Below are 20,511 nucleotides of genomic sequence, written 5' to 3' on the forward strand. Positions count from 1 at the left end.
CTCTTCCCTTACCTTCCTAAACTCCTTCCATTAAGCATCGTGCCGGTTTTTACACATTGCTTTCTTAATACTTGTCTACACTTTAACAAGTGATCTTTTTTCTGGTTAGCTAGTCAAATCTAATCGCTTAGGTTATCTTTAGCGAACACTGTTCTATAACTAACCAACGCATCGCCATCGCAGCTGCCCTGCAGCCATGCGGGTCAAGACACACTGGAGGTTTGAATGAAACGTTTACTACCGATTGCAGCATTGAGCATTCTCACGCTGGCAGGCTGTGCAAACACTGCGCCTTATTCAGGTGATGTATACCGTGGCAATCAAGCGCAAACAGGCCAAAGCGTCACCTATGGCACCATCGTTGCGGTTCGTCCTGTACAAATCCAGGCTGACAGCCGTACAGGCAACCTGTTGGGCGGCGGCGGCGGCGCTGTCATCGGCGGCCTGCTGGGTAGCCAAGTAGGCGGCGGCTCTGGTCGTCAGTTAGCCACCGTCGCGGGTGCATTGGGTGGTGCCATTGCTGGTACTGCGGCAGAAGACCGCGCAAACCGTATTAATGCATTAGAAATGGAAATCCGTCGTGATGATGGTACCGACGTCATCGTAGTACAGAGCGCTGACCGTCAGTATCAAGCCGGGCAACGTGTTCGCTTGATTGGTAGTGGCGCTAACTTAAGCGTAGCTCCCTACTAAGCACACTTGACCAAGCACTCCCATTCAATAATGTAGTTAGCGCTGTAACAGAAAAATGCCCGGCCAAATCAATTTGGCCGGGCATTTTTTCGCCTTTGTTGACGATTAACAAGGCATGTTTTAGTCAGTCACTTGAAAACTTAGTAGATCACTTGAATGCATTAGTGGGTCACTTTATTGCTGGCCCAGTTGGCAAGTTTAGCAATAATCAAGCCGATGATGGCCAGCAAGATAACGACAAGAAGGATGTCGACAGGGCGAATCAAGGTAGTTGCCCCCAGTACAGCTAATGCTATTACCCACAGATAGCGGTTCTCCCCATGGGTTTTTAATACGCCAGGTAGCATTTTATCCAATCCCTGGCTTACACCATTATCCCAGCGTTTATTCGCAAAGTAGGCAATTAGCACAAAAGCAATAACCCAAATCAATAAGATCGTCATAACCAACTCCAGTGAAGGTTGTCTTAGGGGGAAAAAAGATTGTCGTAGGGTATCCCCGGTTACCCCGTGGCGCAATAGCGCCAAAGGTGTGGTAGGTGGAAAAAGCCTGCTTACCCCCTGACAAGCAAGCTCTCACGCGTTACCATGTTGGGACATGCACTCACCGAAAGGTTATTAAATGCAAATTGCGCAAAACTCGGTTGTCGCGTTCCACTACACCCTGACCAATGATGCAGGTGAAGTGCTAGACAGTTCCGAAGGCCGTGAGCCGCTGACGTATCTACACGGCGCTGGCAATATTATTCCGGGTCTGGAAAAAGAACTCGAAGGCCGTGCCGAAGGCGATAAGCTGAACGTAAAAGTAACCCCAGAAGAGGGCTACGGTGAAGTTCAAGAACAGCTGATGCAAGAAGTACCTCGCGATGCGTTCCAAGGTGTTGAAAGCATTGAGCCAGGCATGCAGTTCCAAGCTCAGACTCAAGGCGGCCCGCTGATGGTTACCGTCAAGAAAGTAGAAGGCGACACAGTTGTGGTTGATGGCAACCACCCACTGGCTGGTCAGCACCTTAACTTTGACGTTGAGATTGCGACCGTTCGTGAAGCAAGCCAGGAAGAAGTCGAGCACGGTCACGTGCACGGCGAAGGCGGCGTAGAGCACTAAGTTGCTGATCGCGTGCTTAAAGGGCGGCCTAGGGCCGCCCTTTTTAATGGGCGCTCCTCCACTTTTCCTCTTTACTCCTCTGGGATAATCACTAACTGGCCATAGCGCACGCTACGTGACGATGTCACTTCATCAGAAAACTGCTTTAAAGCGCTACCCTGTCCCTTTAATAACGCCACTTCCAGACAGCTATCCTGATTAATATGCACATGAAGCGTCGATAGCGTTAGATCATGATGATCATGAGAGTGTCGGGTTAAGCGTTTCGATAAATCCCGCGCTGCATGATCGTAAACATAAACGAGCGCCCCCATGCACGGCGCTTCGGGCGCAACCTCCTCTTTGGCTTGCTTTAATCCACTCCGTGTTAAATCGCGTATCGTCTCTGAGCGGTTTTGGTAGCCGCGTGCATGCATCAATGCATCAACCTCGCTCAGCAGGTCTTCATCCAGCGTTACCGTTACTCGTTGCATACTCTCTCCTCAACTCACTATGCCACTACACTTCCCAAGTGCGGCGCCGCCGTGACTTCCAGCCCTCAAAGTATGATGTTATTGTAAAAACATCATACGGTCGGTTTCTGGGGTGCCTAATGCGTCGCACTATCTTACTGGGTCTGGCGGCTACGTGCGTAGCGCTTAGCTCCCCCGCCTTCAGCAAAGATCAATTAGTTTTGGCGATAGGTGGTGAACCCGAACAGGGCTTCGACCCACTGTTGGGCTGGGGCCAATACGGTAGCCCGCTTTTTCAATCGACGCTGCTGACACGTAACCATGATCATTCTCCGGAAGCCGGCTTAGCAACCGCATGGGCACTGTCAGAAGATCGACTCACCTGGACGCTCACTCTTCGCGATGATGCCCGCTTTGGTGACGGCACACCGCTGACTGCCAAAGATGTTGTCTACACCTTTAATGCCGCCAAGCAAGCTGGCGGCCGAGCCGATTTAAGTGCTCTAAACAAAGCCAGCGCCATTGATAACACAACCGTAGAACTCTCTTTAAACGCGCCGCGTATTACCTTTATTGATCAGCTAATGACGCTCGGCATCGTTCCTAACGCTAGTAGAAACAACGGTTATCGAGAAGATTACGGCAGACGACCGCTTGGCTCAGGCCCTTATCGCCTAGTCGAATGGCAAGAGGGTGAGCAACTAATCGTTGAGCGGAATCCCTATTTCTATGGCCCCTTACCGGCCTTTGAACGACTAGTGTTTGTATTTACTGGCGAGGAGTCTACGTTAAGTGCGGCCCATGCCGGGCAGCTTGACCTTGCTGCGGTACCACCAGCGCTTGCCACCAACCTGCCAAATCATATGCAGCGCATCGTCATGGAAAGCGTTGATAATCGAGGTATTTTATTTCCTATGCAGCCTGCCACAGGCGAGCAGGCCGCGTCTGGCGCTCCTATCGGTAACGATGTAACGTCTGATCTCGCCATTCGCCAAGCTATCAACCTGGCACTGGATCGCGAAACGCTAGTAGATGTTGCTCTGAACGGTTTTGGCCGTCCCGCGTTTGGCCCTGCCGATGGGCTACCCTGGAGCCTTGATGACGAAGCCTTTACAGCACCTGACAGTGATCGTGCCAATACAATACTTGATGCAGCTGGCTGGGAGCGCCGTTCCGACGGGCTACGCTATAAAAACGGCCAGCCCGCCCGTTTTCGGCTGACCTACTCCGCCAGTGACACCACTCGCCAACTACTCGCTCAGGTAAGCGCCGAGATGGTACGCCCCCTGGGCATTGAGATGCAGCCGACTGGCCTTCACTGGGACGAAATACAGCGTGAAGCATTGCACCAAGACGCCATTGTATTTGGCTTTGGTAGTCACAGCCCACAAGAAGTGTACTACCTGTTTCATAGCCAGCACGCGGGGTTTGGCTTCTATAACAGTGGTTACTACACAAACCCAATAGTGGATAGCCACTTAGAGGCTGCTCAAGCAGCCGCGGGAGCAGAGGAAGCTAACCGTCACTGGCAAGCCGCCCAGTGGGATGGCAATACAGGCTATGGATTTAGAGGTGATGCTAGTTGGGCATGGTTGATTAACCTCACCCATGTGTATGCCGCCAACACCTGTCTGGATCTTGGAGAGTTAGGCATTGCTCCTCACGGCCACGGCTGGCCGATTACCGCCAACTTACTTGAGTGGCGATGGACGTGCGGTTGATTCAGACACTAGCAAGCCGCCTACTACGGCTAGCGTTGGTATTGCTATGCGTCGCTGCAGTGTCATTTGGGTTAGTCATGCTCTCACCAATTAACCCTGTGGATGCCTACCTTGGCCCACAAATGGCACAGGTCAGCCCTGAGCAGCGCGACTTGATCGCTGAAAAGTGGGGCTTTGATGCCTCGCCTGCCGTTCAATTTGGTCATTGGCTAAGCCAATTGCTAAGTGGCGAGTTAGGTTGGAGCCATATCTACAATCAACCGGTTAGCGAGGTTATCACTCAGCGTTTCCAACGCTCGTTTCTCTTGCTGGGTAGCGCTTGGCTAATGTCGTTGGCTGTCGGCTTTGCGCTGGGCATCATCGCGGGTGCGAAAGAAGGTTCATTACTTGACCGACTGATTAGTGGCTACGCCTATATAATCGCCTCAACACCTGCTTTTTGGCTTGGCATGCTGGCAGTAATGCTGTTCTCCGTTTATCTCGGCTGGACCCCAACCTGCTGCGCCGGGCCTGTAGGCGTACTCAACCAAGACGTTAGCACGCTGACGCGATTACACCATTTAGTACTACCGATAACGACACTGGCTCTGCTAGGTATTGCCACCATCACCCTTCATACCCGCGCACGCATGATAGCGCTGATGAACTCCGACATTGCCCTCCACGCTTTCGCTCAAGGGGCCAGCCGATCTGATATCGCCTGGCGTCATGGCCTACGTCATGCCAGCCTCCCAGCACTAACACTCGCTTTCGCATCACTGGGTGAGTTGTTTGGCGGCTCCCTATTAATTGAGCAGGTATTTGCCTACCCAGGCCTTGGTCAAGCCACCATTGAAGCAGGACTTCGCAGCGATGTTCCCCTACTTCTTGGGATAGCACTGTTTACCGCGCTGTTTGTAAGTGTCGGAAACCTGATCGCAGATAGCCTGTACCCACTTATCGACCCGCGCATGGCAAAGGAACAGCCATGAGGATGAACCAACCACGCTTAGCTGCCGCTGGCTATATTGGTCTTCTACTGATATTGCTGATGTGGCTAATAAGTAGCCAATGGTGGGCAGGTCATAGCTCAGCACACATGCAGTTTGATGCGCGCCTTATGCCGCCGAGCACCGATCACTGGCTGGGCACCGATGCTCTTGGGCGTGAGCTGTGGGCGCGAACTCTGGCTGGGTTAAGGCTCAGCTTCTGGGTCGGGCTAAGCGCTGCCCTACTCGGCACACTCATTGCGTTAACGCTCGCCACACTGGCTACACTCTCAACCACGTTAGACGCTCTCGTTAGCCTGCTGATTGACACGCTGTTAAGTGTCCCACACCTTATACTGCTACTGTTGGTGGCGTTTGCGCTGGGCGGCGGCACACAGGCGGTGATTATTGCGGTGGCACTTACTCACTGGCCAGGGTTAGCCAGGATACTGCGGGCGGAACTCTTTTCCCTACGACAAGCCCCCTATATCGCCATTTCCCAGGCACTAGGAAAAAGCCGCCGCTTTATTTTAGTACACCACTTACTCCCCCATGTACTCCCCCAGTGCATTGTTGGCGCGCTGTTGTTATTTCCTCACGCCATTTTGCATGAAGCCGCACTGACTTTTCTGGGCGTGGGTTTAGACCCTACCCAACCCGCTATTGGGGTATTACTAGCCGATGCCATGCGTTACTTAACCGGGGGGTTTTGGTGGTTAGGGGTCTTCCCGGGCCTAGGGTTACTGCTGATGGTGCTATCGATTGATCGTTTAGCGGCGCAATTGCGTCGTGCCCTATAACGGGAGGAAATTAGCATGCTGCAGTTAGAAAACCTGACGCTGCAATTGCCCTACTACAAGCACTGGTGGAGAAGAGAGTGGTCCACCTGCATTGATAACCTGTCATTAAGCCTACAACCCGGTGAAATACATGCGGTGATCGGCGCATCGGGCGCAGGAAAAAGCCTGCTAGCCTATACGATTATGGGGTTACTGCCGGAAGGGGCAAAAACTAGCGGGCAGCTATTTTTTAAAAATACACGGTTGACTACTGAGCGCCAGCGCCAGCTAAGAGGCCGCCAACTGGCCCTCATTCCGCAATCGCTAAATGCTCTAGACCCTCTCGCTAGCAGCCAACGGCAAGTCAGCTGGGCAGCTCGTCGAGCAGGGCAAAGCAAAACAGCCGCTTGGCTCAGCGCAGAGCGTGCACTAAATCATTATCAGCTAAATCAGCACGCCCAACGGGCATACCCCTACCAGCTTTCAGGCGGTATGGCGCGGCGTGTTTTAGCCGCCATGGCTCAAATAGGTAACGCTAGCCTGATTATTGCCGACGAACCTAGCGTAGGCTTGGATCCTCAGCAGCGCGATCGTGTATTGGCTTCTCTTAAGGCGCTAGCGCTTGAGGGTAAGGCAATCATGCTAATTACCCATGATTTGCGCCATGCGTTACCCGTTGCCGACCACGTAACCATACTGCGCAAGGGACAGTGCAGTGAAACTACTCCTGCCAGTGCCTTTCAAGGCACTGGGGAGCAGCTTAAAAGCGCCTATGCCAGCGCGCTATGGAACGCTCTACCCGACAACACCTTTAGTATTCAGGTACGTGCTGACGAAAGCACCACCCGTGCTGATGCCATCGACCTGCCTAAGGAGCTAACCGTTGCTTGATGCACGAAACATCACCTTTGGCTTCCATTCACAAGCACCTCTGTTAACGCAACTTTCGCTATCGCTTGAACGGGGAGAGTGGCTGGGACTAAGCGGTGACTCAGGAGCAGGCAAATCTACGCTAGGAAAACTCTTAGCTGGCTTACTGCGACCACAACAGGGTGAGATTTATGCCGACGATAAACCATTGCTCTCTCGTGGGCTGCGGCCGGTACAGTGGCTGCCGCAATCACCAGAACTTGCGGCCAACCCACGTTGGCGAGTAAAGAAATTACTCTGCGAAGCATGGTGCCCTCCTAAGTCGTTGATGCAGGACTTTGGCATCCAACCTGAGTGGCTATCTCGTTTTCCAAGCACCTTATCTGGCGGAGAATTACAACGAGTATGCGTATTGCGGGCATTAGCCCCAGGCGTGCGCTATCTGATCGCTGATGAAATCTCGACTATGCTCGACCCTATCACCCAAGTAGAACTATGGCAGGCGGTAAGAAAGGTTGCAGAACGCCAGCGACTTGGCGTGTTAGTAATTAGCCATGACGCGGCGCTGCTAGGGCGATTGTGTTCTAAACGCTTCCATTTAGCCCAAGGTACGCTTAGTACCGTTCACGATGCTCGAAGCGCCATAAACCAACGCTAATGATTAACGTGACGCAAAGCAGTAGCCAAGACCCTATCGCGACGCCCTGCCACTGCGCCCAGCGCCAAAATGGCTCTAGCCAGAACCCGCCAACACTTGCCCCAAGGTAGTAAAAGACCAGGTAAAGCGCTGAGGCACTGCCCCTAGCACCTTGGGCATAGCGGCCCACCCAGCTAGAGGCCAGCGAATGCGCTAAGAAAAACCCAAACGCGTTAATGGTGAGACCAACAATAATCAGCGGCAATGAATCGACCAGCGTTACCGCTGTCCCAAGCATCAAAATAATGATGCCTATGCTCATACAACTCGCAGGTGAAAAACGTCCGGCCAACCGGCCTGATACCGTGGACCCGAATGTCCCTCCCAGATACGTAAGAAAAATTAGCCCCAAACTGCTAGCCGCCAATTGATAAGGCTCGCCAGCCAAACGAAAGGTAATATAGCTGTACTGATTAATAAAAATTAAAAAATTAATACCGCCCAGGCAATAAGCCGCTAGCAGCACCGGCGTGCGCAGATGCCCGAGCAGATCACCAGCTGCTTGGCGAAATTTGAAACGCTTGGGCGTAAAAGCTCGGCTATTGGGTAACAGTCGCCAAAAGACCGCGCACCCTATTACCGTCATAATACCTACAGCTAAAAACGCTGCTGAAGGACCACCTAAGGCAGCCGCGCCCCCTCCCACGATACGACCGCTAATACCGCCCAACGAGTTAGCACCTATGTACAAGCCAACCGCACTGAGTAAGGCATGTTGTTCAAACTCATCCCCCATCCAGGCAATAGCAACGGCAGGCAGCCCGCCCAACACAAAGCCTTGCAGTAAACGCAGCAGTAATAAACTTTCAAAGGTAGGCGCAAACGCTAACGCAATAGAGAGGCCGCCTGCCATTAGCAGCGTAATGCGCATAATAGTTTCACGGCCAATCGCATCAGAAAGGGGACCAAATATGAGCAGCGCAAAGGCAAGGGAAAGTGTGGAAACAGACATCAAAAAACTGACGCCCAAAGTAGATACCCCATAGGTATCCTTTAGCCCGGGCAGCAGCGGTTGCGGGACATATAAGTTAATAAAAACAAGAAACGACCCCAAACAAAGGGCCGCTGTCGCGCGCCACCAGGCGCGCGTTTTAGCTTCAATCATGCGATGTCCACGTTATGCAGCACTGATAGCAGACATTTATGGCGTGTAGCGACTACCTAGCTGGGCAAGGTTGGTCGGCTCTAGCGCGCGGCGAGACTGCCAATAGTAGCGCTGCCAGTAGCTATTATCCAGACGGGAAATCATTACTCCCTTGGAAGAAGAGGCATGTAGAAAACGGCCATCTCCTACATAAATGCCCACATGATTATATTGACCTGGGGGGCGGAAGAAGACCAGATCGCCCGCCTGCAGCTCTTGGCGGTCGATCGGGCGTCCCTCATGTACTTGATCATAGGTTGAGCGTGGCAACTCTAAATTGAATGTGTCACGAAAAACATTTCTGACCAAAGCAGAACAATCAATGCCTTGCTCCGAGGTTCCACCAATACGGTATGGCGTCCCAGCCCACCGCTGGTGCTGTTCTAAGAGTGCTTGACGAATGATCGTAGGTGGCGGCGTCTGAAGGCTACGCAGTTGGCCAGTGGCGTTACTGACCGGAGACATTGCGAGGCTTTCACCTTTTGCCAATCCCGGCAGCGCCATTGAGAAATAATTCTCGGGTGGCTCCATGCCCTGGCGTGAGGCAGAGCCCGCACAACCAGCTAAAACAGCGACAACAGCACAAACACTTACAACACGGACAGCGGTCACAGCGGGGTGTGGCGACGCAACCATGTGATTAACCTCGTAAAAGTAAAATTGTTTAAACAAAAAAAAGATGAAAAAACTCATTTTTTCAAACCCAGGACTATAAGCTAATTACTCTATGTTTGGCGAGCCTCAATGCAAGATTCGCTGATCGCCTGGCAGCGTATCAATATGCAGCGGTGCAAAATGACGCGGTTTATTACCTGGAAAATCAAGACTCGCCCAAGGGCCAGCCAATATAGGCGCACCACATAACCACGCGACTAATGCCTGTCGAAACCCCGCCAGAAAACTTTCTCGCTCAGGTGTGTCGCCCATAAAAAATGAAAAACCAGCGTACATTCCCGCTGAATACTCTTGCCAGCCAGAATAGTGGTCAGCCGCCAACTTATAAGCCCGATCCAACACGTCAGCAAACGCTTGGCGGTCTAACCAACCCAGCTGGCGCGCGGCAATTGCGAGATCAACTAATTGAGCAATGTCCCAAGCAGCCATATCAACATCATTACAACCATCTTCATTACTTTGTACCCTGCGTAAACGAAGCAGATGATGACGCTCCTCCTCGGCACACTCACCCGACTCTAAAATAGCGATTTCGGCATCTAAACGTTCAGGGTTAAGTGTGTAAGGCGCATAGTTAATCTGGTACTCCTGACGATCCCCAGATTCCAGCATGAAGGTCAAAAAGTCCTGCATGTCATCAGCACTCGTCAGATGATAATGGCTTTCTACCCACTCACGGATATCAGCACACTCTCTGGGACTCTCCACTTGAGGCTCGCTCCACACGGCACTATTGAGAGGCCCAACCAACGACATGGCCGTAAAATGACTAAGCGTTGGCCGCTCGCCAGGTTCGCACCATGCATCAGGACGCCAATTCAACCAATGAAAAAGACTACCGGGGTCTTCTAAGTGCCAGGCAATTTCGTTGATTAATGAATCGTGCTCCGGCTCTGGTAGGCAGCTTTCCCAGGCAAACCATGCTTCTAGCAAACGCTTTGGCGTGGCATAAAAGCGACACAGGCAACTCCGCAACGCACTGGCATGCGTCATCAGTGGTTCACGCTCAAACAGGCTGCTATCCAGCGCCATGTGTAGGTAGAACGCAAACTTCTCTGCCATATGGATAGTAGCAGCGTGACGGCTAACCCCTTTTACGGCGTTACGCTGCTTTAGCTCGTCAGGCGTAGGTTGACCAAAAGGTGTCTGCGACGGCGGCATTACGCCATGAACGGCATCTGCGGCAAGCTGATTAAGATGGTGGGCCTGGGCAGGCAGCCAGTAGCGCGCTAGTGCTTGGTGCCCCTCGTCAGCATGCAGACCTAACGAATCCTGAAGATAGACCGCCGCCTCAGCACGGCGCTGCTCTGAAATAGGCGCTGATGGATTCAACTGACGTAGCATCACATCAGGCTCTCGCACGCTAGCCAGGGCCAGTAACCAATGATGAGAAGTATTTCTCCACTGTTTAATACGTTCGCGAGAAGCGCTCAGCGTTGACTCATTCAACAATGCTCCTAGCGGACATTTCCACGGACTGTGAAGCGCCTGCGTCAGCAGCTTATGTCGAGTACTAGGCGTCATACCACGCCGGTCTACTCCTTCAAATAGGCTTTGGCCGCGCATGTAAGCTTTCAGCACCGCATACCAATCATGGTAGCGCCGACTTATTAAGTCAGCCGCATGCGCTGCGAGATCATCAGCCTCCGCTTGGCTTAACCAGCCACAGCAAGCGCCTGCCCATGCCAACTCCACCAGTCGTAGCCAATCCCACGCGGCCCACTCCAATGGCTCCCCTTGACTAACAAATGTGGTCAACACAGGTGCATAAGGGGCATCTGCAACAGCACTCCGCTGCCACTCTTGGCGTTGAGCATGATCCATCGTGAGCAGTTCACGGGCCTCGATGTCCCAACTCTGCCGCTCTCCCTGGGCGCTTAGCCACAGTATTACTTCAAGCAACTGATCCCGGTCGTGAACTTGCCAAATGCGCGCCAGCCACTGGGTAGCATCAGGCCAGTCAGCAGTACTTGCTGGATAGCTGACTATAGAACGAAATAGTGCACATAGTCGCCACGGCTGTGCTGACAGGTCTTCCGGCCATAGCGCCTGCGGTTCAGGCAACTGTGCCAAGGCGGTTACAAGGGCTTCCCACGTAATGCCTTCGCCTTCACTTTCTAAATCCGCTAATGCTTGGCAGGCATCAATAAACCGGTCATCTGCACCTGTTTCCCACCCTTTCACGCCAAGCGCACGGCGCAGATCGGAAAGCCAAGCACGCAGGTCACTGTAATCAGACGTAATACGGCGGGTAATATGGTGTGCCCACGTTTGCGCCTGAGATTGTGTCAGCCAGCCTGCTGCGCCTGCTAGCGCTGCCCACTCTAGCGCCCCCAATAGTCGATCAACCTCACTGGCTGGGGCATCGAGGGCGAAAAAGAGTTGATCAGCCAGCTCGCCACGGTGTGCAATACCTAGCTGTAGCAGACGTTGTTCGGCTGCTCCCGCATCCACCGTTAGTGGATGCGGCGTAAAGGCCCAATCGCACAGCACAAGCTGTTGAGCCCACCAGGCATTCAGTGCATCGGCCAAAAGACACCTCTAAGAAACAGGAAGCTATTAATAAACGCTAAAAAAAAGGGGAGCAGCCTACTAGGAGAGGCCACTTAAAAAAAAGAGACGTCGCTATAGCGACATCGTCAAAAGGGCATCGCTAAAAGGGCATCGCTAAAAGGACATCGCTAAAAGGACATAGTGTAACGGAAAGTGGCGCTAAGGCCGATAGAGAAGAAGCGTTAAAACGAGGCTAAAACCAAGCTAAAACCAAGCTAAAACCAAGCGCTCAAAACAGCGCTGCCCGGCACAGGGCCGGGCAGCAAATAATGCACTAGGTTGGCTACGCTAAGCGCTTTTAACTTTACTGATTATCCATAACAACACAACTGCACCGACAGTTGCAGTCACCAACGAGCCGATAAAGCCACCCGCTTGCAGACCTAACAAGCTAAATAAAAACCCGCCGAGCAGTGCGCCAACAATACCGACACCAATATTGCCTAAAATGCCAAAACCACCGCCACGCATGATGTTGCCAGCGATCCAGCCAGCCAAACCACCAATAATCAACCACGCAATAAAGCCCATAGTGCCTCCTTGATGTTCACTTTCGTCAGGGTTTTACCTATAACATCTTAACTGCAACGTTTTATCCGCAGTGTTTTACGTATAACTATTGCTTGCCCTACCATAGCACACGGCGCAACTGTTCTGCCTACTTGATGCCCGCTCTTATAAGGAAACCCTATGATTCCCGATTCTCTCAAGCAATTACTATCTGATATAGACGGCCACCAACAGGTAACTTGGCAGGGGCGCGACATAGTGCTTTTCAAGATGGCTTGGGGAGAAATGGCGGTGAGTCTACAGGGCGCACAAGTGTTGCACTTTCAACCCGACGGTGACACTGGCTGGCTTTGGGTTACACCCACGCCACAGGCGCTTCCTGGCGCGATTCGTGGTGGTATTCCGTTGTGCTGGCCCTGGTTTGGCGATGAGCGTTATGCCGATGAAAGCCCTGACCGTAACGGCCCTTTCCACGGGCTTGCTCGTCACGCTCAGTGGCGCTTAGATGCGGTTGATGATCATGCTGAAGGTATTGAAGTTCACCTCTCTCCTGTTGACTCCTTACATAGCCAGCTAACCGCGCGCGTCATCATTCAGGCTAACGCCCAACGCTTGAACGTCGAATTGATCAGCGAAAATATTGGTGAAGCACCGGTCAAAACCAGCGGTGCACTTCATACCTATGTGGCTGTCCATGATGTACACCAGTGCCGTATAGAAGGGTTGGCTGGCGCACGTTACCTAGACAAGCTACGCGGCTTTGCAGAAGACCAACAGCAGGGCACACTGGCCGTTCGCGGCGCCGTCGACCGTATTTATCACACCAACGAGACCGTACTGTTGAACGATGGAAAGCGCACTCTTCGTATTGCCAAACAATCCAGCGATTCAACCGTAGTGTGGCACCCAGACAGCGATTTGCCCACCGATACGCCTGCCGACGCGGCACGTCATTTTTTGTGCGTCGAAGCTGCTAACACCCGCCTAGACCCAGTATGGCTAGTCCCCGGTGCACAACACCTGCTAGGTACGACATTAAGCCGCGGTTAACCCTCGGTTCATCAACGCTTTGTTATGATCAAGGCAACCAAATATTTTCACGGGAGACACGATGGATCCACAGCAATGGCTGGAGGCTGCCACGCTTGCCTTTAACCTCATCGGCATGGTGGTATGCTTAATTGGTTTAACACTTGCTCAGAAAATGAAGCGCCGCTGGCCAGGATATAGCCTCGCAGTGGTGGGGTTTATTATCGCCACCTTACCCATGCTTTCCCAGGTTGTATTAATAAGGAATTGATAGGATGCGCCAGCCGTTAAGTCGCGAACTGAGCAATTTATTAGAGCGAGGCCGTGACCGGCAATTAAGGCTGGCCGTGACGGGCCTGTCTCAAGCAGGAAAAACTGCGTTTCTAACATCGTTAGTTAACCAGCTACGCCACGCGGGAGTGGAAGCTCAGTTAGATTTACTGCCTGCTGCCCGAGAGGGCCGTTTGCTTGGTGCACAACGTCTTAACCAACCCGACCTTGGTGTGCCACGCTTCCCCTATGACCCTGGCATGGCGGCGCTGCGCGACACCCCACCGCGCTGGCCAGAGCCCACCCGTGGCATCAGTGAACTGCGCTTACAGCTGCGCTACCGCCCTGCCCAACAAGGCTGGTTCACCCCAGATATTGCCCACTTAACCCTCGACTTATTCGACTACCCAGGCGAGTGGCTGCTGGATTTACCTCTGTTACAGCACGACTTTTACAGCTGGTGCCAGGCGCAGTCATTGCATGAAGGACCGCACCGGAAGGTGTTATTCAACGAATGGTTAGCGGAGGCGGAACAACTAGACCCTGCCGCCGAGGCCGATGAAGCTAAACTGGCAGCGCTCGCAGATGCCTATGCCCAAGGCCTTCGCCGGGCCAAACAGGCAGGATTTTCAGATCTTCAGCCAGGACGTTTTTTGCTTCCAGGCGAGCTAGATGGCGCGCCAGTACTACAATTCTTCCCGCTACCTGAATTAAATGCATCGAAAGAAACCTTGGAAGCACTACCCGATACTAGTATTTACGCCACCTTGGCAGCACGCTTTCGCTACTACCAGCAGCAAGTGGTGCGGCCCTTTTATCGTGACCATTTCCGTCGTTTCGACCGTCAGATTGTGTTGGTCGATGTGCTTGGTGCGCTTAATGCAGGGCCGGAACGCTTTGAAGACCTTTCCCGTGCGTTGCGCCAACTGATGCAAAGCTTCGATTACGGCAAGCGCAGCCTGCTGACGCGCCTGTTTGCACCGAAGATTGACCGCCTCGCCATTGCCGCCACCAAAGCTGATCACGTGACGCCCGATCAGCACGCCCATGTTGTGCAACTGCTGGAGGCGTTACTTGCTGAACCGCTTAAAGATCTGCGTTTTGCCGACATCCCGGTGAAAGCATTGTCACTGGCAGCCATACGCGCCACTGAGGCCCGTGAAGTGCTCCACGAAGGTAAACGCACCCCCGCACTAAAAGGCACCACCCTGGAAGGCGAAGATGTGCTGGTCTACCCAGGTGATGTGCCCAACCGCCTTCCAAAACCCGACTTTTGGCAGCAACAGGGCTTCGACTTTCCTAGCTTTCGCCCAATGTCTGTTGACAGCGAAGCGCTTTCACACATCCGTATGGACGCCGCTATCGACTGGCTGATTGGAGATAAACTGATATGAGCAACCCTCAGCCGCGCCGAGATTTCCAGACAGAAGAAGCATCCGTCCCTGGCCCTGAGCAGTTGCGTCAGCGTGAAAGTTTTGCCGCGACTGAATCGCATCAGCCGCTGACGACCCAGGCAGACGTCAAAGCACTTCCGGAAGCGAGCCTGAGCACGCCCCGAAAGCGCCGTTGGGGGCTGATGTTTGCCCTGGTCGGCGGTGCCACTTTGGGCAGCGTAGAACTGGCCACCGGCATTCCAGACGCCGTTGCCCAGTCACAGTGGATGTCCATGGCCTGGCAGCTGTTTGGCATTAGCTTGATCGGTTTAGGTGGTCTGTCGTTGTTGAAAGAGCTTGGCCGTCTGCGCCGCTTAAAGCGCCACGACCAATTACGCCATGACCTTGCCGAACTGCCACAGCGCTCTACTAAGCAAGCCCAATCCATGGCAGAGCAGCTGAAGCGCCAGCTAAAACTGGGCGACGATGATCCTCATTGGCAGGCATTTCAACGCGCCTGCCAGCCCCACCACAGCGGTGAAGAGATACAAACACTGCTGCGCTACCACCTACTGGCACCTCGTGACCGTGAAGCCCAACGCCTGATTACCCGTATGTCCGGCGAAACCGCCATTATGGTGGCTATCAGCCCGCTTACATTAGTGGATATGGCTCTGGTGGCCTGGCGCAGCCTTGCCATGGTCGACAGGCTCTGCCGTCTTTACGGGCTTGAGCTTGGTTACGCCAGCCGACTAAGGCTTTTCCGTAATGTGCTGCATAACATGGCCTTTGCCGGGGCCAGTGAACTCGCCACTGACGCCAGCATGGATATGCTTTCACTGGATTTGGCAGGTAGGCTTTCCGCCCGCGCGGGCCAAGGCTTGGCCACAGGCCTACTGAGCGCCCGTTTAGGGCTACGCGCCCAGCGCCTATGCCGCCCGGTGGCCTTTACCGATGAAGAACAACCCAAGCTGGCCGATCTCCGCCAAGATCTGTGGCGGCAAATCAAACGGCTCGATAAAGATGCCGCTCCCACCACGCGCCCTCAAAAGTAAGCACATTTCGTAAGCTAAGCACCCTCCCATCAAGTAATGCTGAATGCCTTTGTGGGAGGGCGTTTCAGTTACGCCAAACGCTGTTCAGTCTCGGCATCAAATAGCACAGCACGAGCCATATCGACGCGCAGCGACAAGCGTTCGCCGGGTGCAATGGCGCACTTAGGCCCTACCCTGGCAGTGATTTCCTGCTCACCCAGCGGCAGGCGTAGCAAAATATCGGCACCGGTCGGCTCAACGACGCTTACCTTGGCCTCCATTAACGTCCCTTCCGCCTGCTCACTTAGCCGCACATCTTCTTCGCTGAAGTGTTCTGGTCGCAGCCCGAGGATAATCGGCTTATTCAGCTGTTCCACGAGTCCCGCTGCGTTGCGTTCAGAGGGCCATGGTAGCAGGACATCGTCTTCGTCAGGCGTGGCAATCCGCAATGCATAGCCATCTCCCGCCCCTTCAAGCCTCGCGCGAATAAAGTTCATCGACGGTGACCCCATAAAGCCTGCGACGAACATATCGACCGGGTTGTTATACACCTCATCGGGACTGCCAAGCTGTAAGATATGACCATCGCGCATTACCGCAATGCAGTCGGCCAGGGTCATTGCTTCAACTTGGTCGTGAGTGACGTAAACAATCGTGGTGCCTAAGCGCTGGTGGAGCTTTTTAATCTCGGTGCGCATATCCACCCGCAGCTTGGCATCCAGGTTGGATAGCGGCTCATCAAACAGATACACCTTGGGTTCACGGGCCAGCGCCCGCCCCATGGCCACACGCTGACGCTGACCACCGGAAAGCTGGGCAGGCTTGCGTTCCAACAGGTGGGAGATTTGCAGTAGATCGGCCACGCGCTCTACGGCAGTGATACGCTCGGCTTTGGGCACCTTGCGCATTTCCAGGCCAAAGCTGATGTTTTGCCGCACGGTCATACTCGGGTACAGCGCGTAGGACTGAAACACCATAGCAATATCCCGTTCAGCGGGCGTGCGCCAAGTGACGTCTTCGCCGTCGATATAGATATTACCGCTCGTCACGGGCTCCAGCCCAGCGATGGCATTCATCAGCGTGGACTTACCACAGCCAGATGGCCCCACCAAAATAAGGAATTCACCGGAATCAATCGAAATACTGACATCTTTCAGCACCCGCTCGCTGCCGAACTCTTTGCGCACGTTGTGAATTTCTAACGCTGCCATAATGAAAATCCCATTGTAAAGCGACTGACAAACTCCACTTAGTTGGATCGGTCAAAAGCCGCCCGTAGCGGGGGTCTTTCGCCATGGATGGCGAAAGTAGCGCCCATGGATGGGTTCACAGCGCCCCCGCCGAGGGCTGCTTCTGACCGTCTAGAAATGGTTGCTGCCATTCACTTAGTTGTTATTAGCCTTTCACGGAGCCTGCCGTCAGCCCGCGCACGAAATACTTTCCGGCCAGCACATACACCACCAGCGTTGGCAGTGCTGCAATCATTGCGGCGGCCATATCGACGTTGTACTCACGCACACCGGTGGACGTATTCACCAGATTGTTAAGCGCTACCGTCACCGGCTGGGTGTTATGGGCAGAAAACGCCACGCCGAACAGAAAGTCGTTCCAAATCTGGGTGAACTGCCAAATCACCGACACCACAATAATCGGCGCGGAAACCGGCAATAAAATGCGCCAGAAAATGCGGAAGAACCCCGCGCCATCAAGCTTCGCCGCCGAGACCAGTTCGTTAGGAATACCAACATAGAAGTTGCGAAAAAACAGCGTAGTAAAGGCGATGCCAAAGACCACATGCACCAAAATCAGCCCTGCACGGGAGCTTGATAGCCCCAACCAGCCCAGGGTTTGTGCCATGGGTAGCAGCACCACCTGAAACGGAATAAAGCAGCCAAATAGCATCAAGGCGAAGACCAACTCAGAGCCTTTAAAACGCCATTTAGTCAACGCATAGCCGTTTAGCGCCCCGACCGTGGTGGAGATCAACACCGCAGGAATCACAATCGCAAAGGAGTTCCAAAAATAACCGCCGACACCTTCACAGCGCATACCGGTACACGCTTCTCCCCAAGCCTTTGCCCAGGGTTCAAGGGTTGGGTTTTGTGGCAGCGACAGGAGCGTCCCCGCGCTGATTTCACTCAATGGTTTGATAGAGGTCATCAGCATGACCACCAGCGGCAGGATATAAAACAGCCCCGCCACGATAAGTACGCCATAAAGCACAGCACGCAACAGCCGTGCGGCAGGCGTTTGCCGACGAATCACGTTAGCCATGTTTGCGGCTCCTTAATTCGGAATAAAGATAAGGAATCAGGATGGCCAGCACACCGCCGAGCATTAACATGGCGCTGGCAGAGCCAAGCCCAATCTGGGCACGATTAAAGGCATGGGTGTACATAAAGGTGGCCGGTAGGTCAGTGGCGTAGCCAGGCCCGCCACCGGTGAGCGCTACCACTAAATCAAAGCTCTTAATCGCAATATGGGCCAGAATCATCACCGCGCTGAACACCACTGGGCGCAGGCAAGGCATAACTACTCGCCAGTAGATGCGCGGCAAGCTGGCACCATCTAACTGAGCGGCTTTGACGATACTGTCATCGATACCGCGCAGCCCCGCCAAAAAGAGCGCCATCACAAACCCTGATGCCTGCCAAACCGCGGCAATTACCAGGGTGTAGATGGCCATGTCCGGGTTAACAATCCAATCAAAACGAAATGACTCAAACCCCCAGCTTTGCACCATCGCCTGGATACCCAGCTGGGGATTCAGCAGCCACTTCCACACCACCCCGGTGACGATAAACGACAGCGCCATGGGGTAGAGATAAATGGTACGCAGCGCGCCTTCTTGGCGAATTTTTTGATCCAGCAAAATTGCCAGTAGCGCGCCAATCACCAAACAGATCACAATAAACAGCACGCCAAACAGCATCAGGTTGGTAGAGGCTACCCACCAACGTTCATTGGCCATCAGCCGCGAATACTGGCCAAAACCAACAAAGTCGTAGCTTGGTAGCATGCGCGAGCTAGTTAGCGACAACACAAAAGTCCACAGCATAAAGCCGTAAACAAAAAACAGAGACACCGCAACAGAGGGTGCAAGCACCAAACGGGGTAGCCAGGCTTGCAGCCAGCCAGACGCCGTTGGCCTCGCGTGTATACGCGTTGTGGATTCGCTCATGAGATAATTCCTCGCCAGTCAGCCGCTAGCGCCGCCGTTGCGGCGGCGCTGTTACGTCACTTATTAAAAGTACGTGGGGCTTAAAAAGAGGCGGTTTCAGCCGCACTCACCAACCGTTGGGCGGCTTCATCGGCAGGCATAGTGGTATCGTTGAAGTAGTTAGTTACGACATCAAAGATCGCTCCCTGAACATCCGCGCGTACCGCCATCCCGTGAGCCATGCTGGGCACCAGGCCACCCTCATCAGCAGTGCGTTGGAAATCAGCAAGCGACTGTTGGGCACAGCTATCGAACTCACTCATATCTAGATCGGGGCGGGCAGGAATGGAGCCTTTGGCAAGGTTAAAGGCTTCTTGGAAGGTCGGCTCTAACACTAAGCGTGCCAGGGTTTGCTGGGCATCGCGCTCGGCGTCGTCAGTTACACGAAACATAGCCAAGCTATCGATATTAAATGTGAACGCATCTTCAGTGCCGGGAGCTGCAGCGCACAGATAGTCTTCACCGGCCGTAAGACCTGCGGCAGTGAACTCCCCTTTTGCCCAGTCGCCCATTAGCTGAAAACCTGCAACACCTTCAATCACCATGGCGGTGGCAATGTTCCAATCGCGGCCGGACATGCCTTCATCCATCAACTCGCGCAGGCGCTTAAAATCTTCTAGCGCGGCGATCATCTGCTCTCCACCAAGAGCTTCAGGGTCTAGCTCCACCAGCGCTTGCTGATAAAATTCGGCGCCTTGACTACCCAGCACGACACTTTCAAACACCGTGGCGTCTTGCCACGCTTGGCCACCATGGGCTAGCGGTACAAAACCAGCCTCGCGAATGGCTTCACCTGCGGTAAATAGCTCCTCAAGCGTAGTAGGCATTTCAACACCTGCCGCTTCTAACACTTCAGGATTTGCCCACAGCCAGTTAACGCGGTGAACGTTCGCGGGTACGGCAACATAGTGGCTGTCGTAGCGCATAATATCGGCAACACTCTCGGGCAGTAGGTCGTTCCAACCTTCAGCGGTGGCGACGTCGTCTAAATCCCCCAGCAAACCAAGCTCGCCCCACTCCTGAATTTCAGGGCCTTTAATTTGCGCGGCGGAAGGCGGGTTGCCGGACATGGCTCGGGATTTAAGTACCGTCATGGCGGTTTCACCCCCACCACCGGCCACGGCAAAATCCTGCCAGCCATAGCCTTCGGCTTCCATTAAGTCTTTAAGAACATTAGCTGCCCGGGCTTCACCGCCGGAGGTCCACCAGTGCAGCACTTCCACTTCGTTAGCATGGGTAGTGCTGGCCACCATGCTGGTGCCAGCCGCCAGGGCTAACGCCAACGCAGACTTCTTAAACGTGGACAGGTCAACAACGGACATATTAATAGTGGGCATGGCTCGCTCCTGCTGTTTTTATTGTGTTGATACGCTGTGGTATCGACTGATGGCCGATCAAACGACTCACAGCAGAGTACGC

21 protein-coding genes are annotated in these 20,511 nt (G+C 53.6%); 11 read left to right on the plus strand and 10 right to left on the minus strand.

Annotation, left to right across the window (positions count from 1 at the left end; translation table 11 throughout):
• Nucleotides 1–225: 225 nt before the first annotated feature.
• Nucleotides 226–693: an outer membrane lipoprotein gene (locus M0220_RS02615; protein ID WP_030070161.1), complete on the plus strand. Its 468-nt coding sequence runs from the start codon at nucleotides 226–228 to the stop codon at nucleotides 691–693.
• A 161-nt stretch (nucleotides 694–854) separates the two neighbouring features.
• On the opposite strand, the gene M0220_RS02620 is transcribed toward M0220_RS02615, so the two are convergent.
• On the minus strand, nucleotides 855–1,136 hold the full coding sequence (locus M0220_RS02620; RefSeq protein WP_030070160.1) for a hypothetical protein: 282 nt from the start codon (nucleotides 1,134–1,136) through the stop codon (nucleotides 855–857).
• Nucleotides 1,137–1,314: 178 nt separating this feature from the next.
• Here M0220_RS02620 and M0220_RS02625 point away from each other — a divergent pair, with 178 nt between their 5' ends.
• Complete coding sequence (locus tag M0220_RS02625; protein ID WP_009722554.1) at nucleotides 1,315–1,797, plus strand: FKBP-type peptidyl-prolyl cis-trans isomerase; 483 nt, start codon at nucleotides 1,315–1,317, stop codon at nucleotides 1,795–1,797.
• 71 nt (nucleotides 1,798–1,868) lie between these two features.
• On the opposite strand, the gene nikR is transcribed toward M0220_RS02625, so the two are convergent.
• Complete coding sequence (gene nikR, locus M0220_RS02630) at nucleotides 1,869–2,270, minus strand: nickel-responsive transcriptional regulator NikR (RefSeq protein ID WP_030070159.1); 402 nt, start codon at nucleotides 2,268–2,270, stop codon at nucleotides 1,869–1,871.
• Between the two features lie 119 nt (nucleotides 2,271–2,389).
• Between nikR and M0220_RS02635 the strand changes: the two genes are divergently transcribed.
• Genes M0220_RS02635 through M0220_RS02655 form a run of 5 tightly spaced genes read left to right on the plus strand, consistent with a single transcriptional unit; the run spans nucleotide 2,390 to nucleotide 7,245 of the window.
• Nucleotides 2,390–3,970, plus strand: coding sequence for an ABC transporter substrate-binding protein (locus tag M0220_RS02635; protein WP_264018595.1), 1,581 nt, complete (start codon nucleotides 2,390–2,392; stop codon nucleotides 3,968–3,970).
• A complete protein-coding gene (locus tag M0220_RS02640) occupies nucleotides 3,961–4,941 on the plus strand; it encodes an ABC transporter permease (RefSeq protein ID WP_030070157.1) in 981 nt (326 codons plus the stop codon). Before M0220_RS02635 ends, M0220_RS02640 begins: the two co-directional genes overlap by 10 nt.
• Entirely contained in the window at nucleotides 4,938–5,738 is an 801-nt protein-coding gene (locus tag M0220_RS02645) for an ABC transporter permease (protein WP_030070156.1), read from the plus strand. The genes M0220_RS02640 and M0220_RS02645 overlap by 4 nt, the downstream gene beginning before the upstream one ends.
• A gap of 15 nt (nucleotides 5,739–5,753) precedes the next feature.
• Entirely contained in the window at nucleotides 5,754–6,608 is an 855-nt protein-coding gene (locus M0220_RS02650; protein WP_264018596.1) for an ATP-binding cassette domain-containing protein, read from the plus strand.
• Entirely contained in the window at nucleotides 6,601–7,245 is a 645-nt protein-coding gene (locus tag M0220_RS02655) for an ABC transporter ATP-binding protein (RefSeq protein WP_264018597.1), read from the plus strand. Before M0220_RS02650 ends, M0220_RS02655 begins: the two co-directional genes overlap by 8 nt.
• Here M0220_RS02655 and M0220_RS02660 read toward each other — a convergent pair.
• The 4 genes from M0220_RS02660 to M0220_RS02675 form a co-directional block, all read right to left on the minus strand.
• On the minus strand, nucleotides 7,202–8,389 hold the full coding sequence (locus M0220_RS02660) for an MFS transporter (RefSeq protein ID WP_264018598.1): 1,188 nt from the start codon (nucleotides 8,387–8,389) through the stop codon (nucleotides 7,202–7,204). The two genes, M0220_RS02655 and M0220_RS02660, sit on opposite strands and share 44 nt — an antisense overlap.
• A 36-nt stretch (nucleotides 8,390–8,425) precedes the next feature.
• A complete protein-coding gene (locus tag M0220_RS02665; protein WP_264018599.1) occupies nucleotides 8,426–9,064 on the minus strand; it encodes a C40 family peptidase in 639 nt (212 codons plus the stop codon).
• Nucleotides 9,065–9,169: 105 nt separating this feature from the next.
• Nucleotides 9,170–11,635, minus strand: a complete 2,466-nt coding sequence (locus M0220_RS02670; RefSeq protein WP_264018600.1) for a DUF1266 domain-containing protein — start codon at nucleotides 11,633–11,635, stop codon at nucleotides 9,170–9,172.
• A gap of 309 nt (nucleotides 11,636–11,944) precedes the next feature.
• Nucleotides 11,945–12,187: a GlsB/YeaQ/YmgE family stress response membrane protein gene (locus M0220_RS02675; RefSeq protein WP_030070150.1), complete on the minus strand. Its 243-nt coding sequence runs from the start codon at nucleotides 12,185–12,187 to the stop codon at nucleotides 11,945–11,947.
• Between the two features lie 159 nt (nucleotides 12,188–12,346).
• On the opposite strand from M0220_RS02675, the gene M0220_RS02680 reads away from it, so the two are divergent.
• The 4 genes from M0220_RS02680 to M0220_RS02695 all read left to right on the plus strand — a co-directional run bounded on the left by M0220_RS02680 (nucleotide 12,347) and on the right by M0220_RS02695 (nucleotide 15,893).
• Nucleotides 12,347–13,216 carry a D-hexose-6-phosphate mutarotase gene (locus tag M0220_RS02680; protein WP_030070149.1) on the plus strand — a complete coding sequence of 290 codons (870 nt, stop codon included), beginning with the start codon at nucleotides 12,347–12,349 and terminating at the stop codon, nucleotides 13,214–13,216.
• Nucleotides 13,217–13,277: 61 nt separating this feature from the next.
• A complete protein-coding gene (locus M0220_RS02685) occupies nucleotides 13,278–13,466 on the plus strand; it encodes a hypothetical protein (protein WP_030070148.1) in 189 nt (62 codons plus the stop codon).
• 4 nt (nucleotides 13,467–13,470) lie between these two features.
• On the plus strand, nucleotides 13,471–14,859 hold the full coding sequence (locus tag M0220_RS02690) for a YcjX family GTP-binding protein (RefSeq protein WP_030070147.1): 1,389 nt from the start codon (nucleotides 13,471–13,473) through the stop codon (nucleotides 14,857–14,859).
• Nucleotides 14,856–15,893, plus strand: coding sequence for a YcjF family protein (locus M0220_RS02695; protein ID WP_264018601.1), 1,038 nt, complete (start codon nucleotides 14,856–14,858; stop codon nucleotides 15,891–15,893). Before M0220_RS02690 ends, M0220_RS02695 begins: the two co-directional genes overlap by 4 nt.
• 68 nt (nucleotides 15,894–15,961) lie before the next feature.
• Here the strand turns inward: M0220_RS02695 and M0220_RS02700 are convergent, their stop codons facing one another.
• The 4 genes from M0220_RS02700 to M0220_RS02715 all read right to left on the minus strand — a co-directional run bounded on the left by M0220_RS02700 (nucleotide 15,962) and on the right by M0220_RS02715 (nucleotide 20,429).
• Complete coding sequence (locus M0220_RS02700) at nucleotides 15,962–17,083, minus strand: ABC transporter ATP-binding protein (RefSeq protein ID WP_264018602.1); 1,122 nt, start codon at nucleotides 17,081–17,083, stop codon at nucleotides 15,962–15,964.
• Nucleotides 17,084–17,267: 184 nt separating this feature from the next.
• The gene (locus M0220_RS02705) at nucleotides 17,268–18,146 is read right to left on the minus strand and encodes a carbohydrate ABC transporter permease (RefSeq protein ID WP_030070144.1); all 879 of its coding nucleotides are present in this window, start codon (nucleotides 18,144–18,146) and stop codon (nucleotides 17,268–17,270) included.
• On the minus strand, nucleotides 18,139–19,053 hold the full coding sequence (locus tag M0220_RS02710) for a carbohydrate ABC transporter permease (RefSeq protein WP_030070143.1): 915 nt from the start codon (nucleotides 19,051–19,053) through the stop codon (nucleotides 18,139–18,141). The genes M0220_RS02705 and M0220_RS02710 overlap by 8 nt, the downstream gene beginning before the upstream one ends.
• Nucleotides 19,054–19,133: 80 nt before the next feature.
• Nucleotides 19,134–20,429, minus strand: a complete 1,296-nt coding sequence (locus M0220_RS02715) for an ABC transporter substrate-binding protein (protein ID WP_030070142.1) — start codon at nucleotides 20,427–20,429, stop codon at nucleotides 19,134–19,136.
• Between the last annotated feature and the right edge of the window lie 82 nt (nucleotides 20,430–20,511).

This window comes from Halomonas qinghailakensis (genome assembly GCF_025820815.1).
GTDB lineage: Bacteria > Pseudomonadota > Gammaproteobacteria > Pseudomonadales > Halomonadaceae > Vreelandella > Vreelandella qaidamensis.